Here is a 3,743-nt window from a genome sequence, read left to right on the forward strand (position 1 = left end):
GGCGGCCGGTCCGGTCGCGGCCCGGGCCGCCGTGGGCCCGTACGTGATCAGGCCGCACCGGCTCGAACGCCTTGCGCGGCGTCGGTGTCGGTGGCCCCGGCCTCGGCCAGGCGTCGCCGTTCGGCGCGCCGCCGCGCCTGTTCGACCGGGTCCGCGATGGGAGCGGCGAGCAGCAGACGCTGGGTGTAGGGGTGTTCGGGGGTGGAGGTGACGAGGCCGGCGGGACCGGTCTCGACGATGTCACCCCGGTAGACCACGCTCACCCGATGGCTCACGTGCCGCACGACCCCGAGATCGTGCGAGACGAACAGGTACGCGACCCCGGTGCGCCGCTGGATGTCGATGAACAGATCCAGCACCCGCGCCTGCGTCGACAGGTCGAGCGCGGAGACGGGCTCGTCGCAGACGATCAGCTTCGGCTCGGGAGCCAGCGCGCGGGCGATCGCGACGCGCTGGCGCTGACCGCCGCTGAACTCGCGCGGCAGCCGCTCCGACGCGTTCTCCGGCAGCCCCACCTGATCGAGCAGGGCGCGCACCCGCGCCCGCGCGTCACTCGCCGTCGCTCCCTGGACCACCAGCGGCTCGCTGAGGATGTCACCGACGGTCAGCGAGGGGTTGAGCGAGGTGTAGGGGTCCTGGAACACGACCTGGATGTCGCGTGCCAGGGCGCGCCGTGCCTTGCCCGCGACATGGGTGATGTCCTCGCCCGCGAACAGGACGCGTCCGCCGCTCGGCTTCACCAGGCCGAGCACGGCACGGCCGATGGTCGTCTTGCCGGAGCCGGACTCGCCGACGATCCCCAGGGTCTCGCCCGGATGCGCCGTCAGGGAGACCCCGTGCAGGATCTCCACGGGGCGGGCCCGGAAGCCGCGCCCCGGGTAGGCCACGCGCAGGTCGCTCACATCGAGCAGGGGGGTCGTCATGATGCCTTCTCCTCAAGGACCTCGATCGTGCCGACGGGGAGGTCCTTCTCCAGTGCCTCGGCCGCGCCGCCCGGAGGATCGGTACGCAGGCTGCTCTCGTCGATGATCGAACCCAGAAGCATGCGGGTGTAGGGATGCTGTGGCGTCCGGAAGATCTCCAGCGCGCCCCCGACCTCGACGATCTCGCCCTGCTGCATGACCGCGACGCGGCTACAGCTGTCCGCGACCACACCGAAGTTGTGGGTGACCAGGAGCACGGCCATGTTCAGCTGCTTCTGGAGGTCCCGCAGCAGGTCCAGGATCTCCGCCTGGACGGTCACGTCGAGCGCGGTCGTCGGCTCGTCGGCGATGAGCAGCTTCGGGCTGCTCGCGACGGCGCCCGCGATGAGCACGCGCTGTGCCATGCCGCCGGAGATCTGGTGCGGGTAGGAGGCGAAGACGCGTTTCGGGTCGGGGATGCCCACCCGGTCCAGCAGGGCCAGCACATGGGCGCGCGCGGCCTTGCGGGACATCTGCTGCGAGGCGCGCAGTCCCTCCGTGAGCTGCGATCCCACGGTGAACGACGGGTCGAGGTTCGACATGGGTTCCTGCGGCACGTACGCCACGGACGTTCCGCGCAGGCCGCGCAGTTCGCCCTCGCCCAGGCCGAGGAGTTCGCGTCCGTCGAGCCTGATCGAACCGCGGGTGACGACCGCCTCCGCCGGCAGTACGCCGAGCATCGCGAACGCGGTCTGGGTCTTGCCCGACCCGGACTCGCCGACCAGGCCCAGGGTTTCCCCCGCGTCCAGGGTCAGCGACACCCCGCTGACGACCTCCCTCAGTTCACCCGAGGGCGTGGGGTAGGCGATCGCGAGGTCCTCCACCGTCAGCAGATGCGCCGTCGGGGAGTCGGTGCCGGTGCTCACGGCGGGTCGGGGCCGCGCGCGCACGGTGATCTTGGACGGCTTCGGGGTCACCATCTCCAGCGCGTCGCGCAGCGAGTTGCCCATCAGCACGAACGACGCGTTGATGAGGCCGAGCACGAGGCTCGGCCAGATGAACTGCATCGGCTTCTCGTAGAGGTTGACGAAGCCTTCACTGATCATCAGACCGAAGCTGGGGACGGTGTTCGACCCGAGGCCGAGGAACGCCAGGCCCGACTGCAGACTGATGGACGACCCCATGAGGAACGCGGTCGCGATGATGATCGGTCCGCGGATCACGAACAGCACGTGCCGCCCGAGAATGCGCAGGTCCGTCAGGCCGGAGACCCGTGCGGCGTCCACGAACAGCTCGTTCTTGACCCCGACGACGAGGCCGCGGACGAGACGGAAGATGCCGGGGGAGGCCAGCACGCCGAAGATCAGCATCGTGGCCCGGTAGTCGCCGCCCGTCAGGGGGAGCAGCACGATCAGCAGGAGCATGCCGGGGAAGGTCATGACGAGGTTGAAGACCCAGTCGGTGGCGGTCCGCACGCGGCTGCCGAAGTATCCGCCGACGAGTCCTGCCGTGACGCCGATGGTGAGGGAGACGCTCGTGCCGATCAGGCCGGCGATCATGCTGGTGTTGATGGAGTGGAGCAGCCGCGAGAAGATGTCGCGGCCGCTCTGGTCGCCCCCGAGCGGGTAGCCCGAGCTGCCGGGGTCGGCGTTGATCGCGTCCAGCGAGGCCTGGTTCGGACCGTGCGTGGTGAGAAGGGGGCTCAGTACGCCCAACAGGACGATGACGAGGAGCACTCCGACCGTGATGACGGCCTGGGGGTCCTTCAGGAGCTTGCGCAGGGGCGACTTGCGCTGCGGGGCCGTCGGCTCCGTCGCGGTCGCGAGGGCTTCGGCGCTCACTGCTGCCTCGCCTTCGGGTTGAGCCAGCCGTTGACGACGTCGACGATCAGGTTGACGCCCACCACGAACAGGACGCCGAAGAGGGACAGGCCCATGATGATCGGGACGTCCCCCTGGAGGGCCGCGTTGAAGGAGAAACTGCCGATCCCCGGCAGTGCGAACACGTTCTCGATGATGAGGGCGCCGCCTAGCATCGCGATGAACTCCAGGGACAGGACGGTGAAGGCAGGCCCGGCGGCGTTGCGCAGGGCGTGCCGCAGCACGATCGACCGGGTGGGGATGCCGCGGGTGCGCAGCGTGCGGACGTAGTCCTTGCGCAGCTCGCCGATCATGGCACCGCGGATCTGGGCGGACAGGTTGGCGACACCGCCCACCATCAGGGCGATCACCGGGATGGTGATCGAGGCCAGCCAACGGCCCGGATTCTCGGCGAACGGCGTGTATCCGGTGGCCGGGAGCCAGTCCAGCCGGACGGCGAAGACGACGACGAGGCCGATCGCGAGCAGCAGGTTCGGCACGATGTAGCCGAAGAGCGAGGCGACCTGCGCGATCCGGTCGACCACGCCGCCCCGCGACGCCGCCAGGACGCCGAGGACGACGCTGATGGCGGCGGTGAAGAACAGGGCGACGAGGACGATGGACAGCGTGACGGTGAAGTGGTCCGCGACGGCCGATCCGACGGGCTGGCTGGTGAAGTACGAAACACCGAAATCGCCGCGGACGGCGTGCAGCAGCCAGTCGAAGTACTGCACGATCACCGGATGGTCCATGCCCATCTCGGCCTTCTTCGCCTGGACCGTCGCGGGTGTCGCGGTGGTGCCGAGGATGCTTCGGACGATGCCGTCGAAGGACGTGCTCAGCAGGAAGAACGTGATCATCGATACGAGGACGGTCAGCACCAGGCTCGTGCCGAGCCGGCGCAACAGGTAGGGGAACATGGGTGGGGCTCCTTCGGGCCAGGACCGAGGGGAGGGGGTTCCGGGCTCGCGGCGGCAGTGCC

Annotated in this window: 3 protein-coding genes; all 3 read right to left on the bottom strand. The window is 69.6% G+C overall.

Annotated features, from left to right (window positions below; all coding sequences use genetic code 11):
* Positions 1-47 precede the first annotated feature (47 nt).
* From AB0J04_RS45430 to AB0J04_RS45440, 3 genes are read right to left on the bottom strand one after another with little or no spacing between them, the layout of a single operon-like run.
* Positions 48-923 (bottom strand): ATP-binding cassette domain-containing protein, encoded by an 876-nt coding sequence (locus AB0J04_RS45430; RefSeq protein WP_363174605.1) that lies wholly within the window; start codon positions 921-923, stop codon positions 48-50.
* Positions 920-2,743 (bottom strand): dipeptide/oligopeptide/nickel ABC transporter permease/ATP-binding protein, encoded by a 1,824-nt coding sequence (locus AB0J04_RS45435; RefSeq protein WP_363174606.1) that lies wholly within the window; start codon positions 2,741-2,743, stop codon positions 920-922. The genes AB0J04_RS45430 and AB0J04_RS45435 overlap by 4 nt, the downstream gene beginning before the upstream one ends.
* Positions 2,740-3,681 (bottom strand): ABC transporter permease, encoded by a 942-nt coding sequence (locus tag AB0J04_RS45440; protein WP_363174608.1) that lies wholly within the window; start codon positions 3,679-3,681, stop codon positions 2,740-2,742. Before AB0J04_RS45440 ends, AB0J04_RS45435 begins: the two co-directional genes overlap by 4 nt.
* Between the last annotated feature and the right edge of the window lie 62 nt (positions 3,682-3,743).

Source organism: Streptomyces sp. NPDC050263, from assembly GCF_040655955.1.
GTDB lineage: Bacteria > Actinomycetota > Actinomycetes > Streptomycetales > Streptomycetaceae > Streptomyces.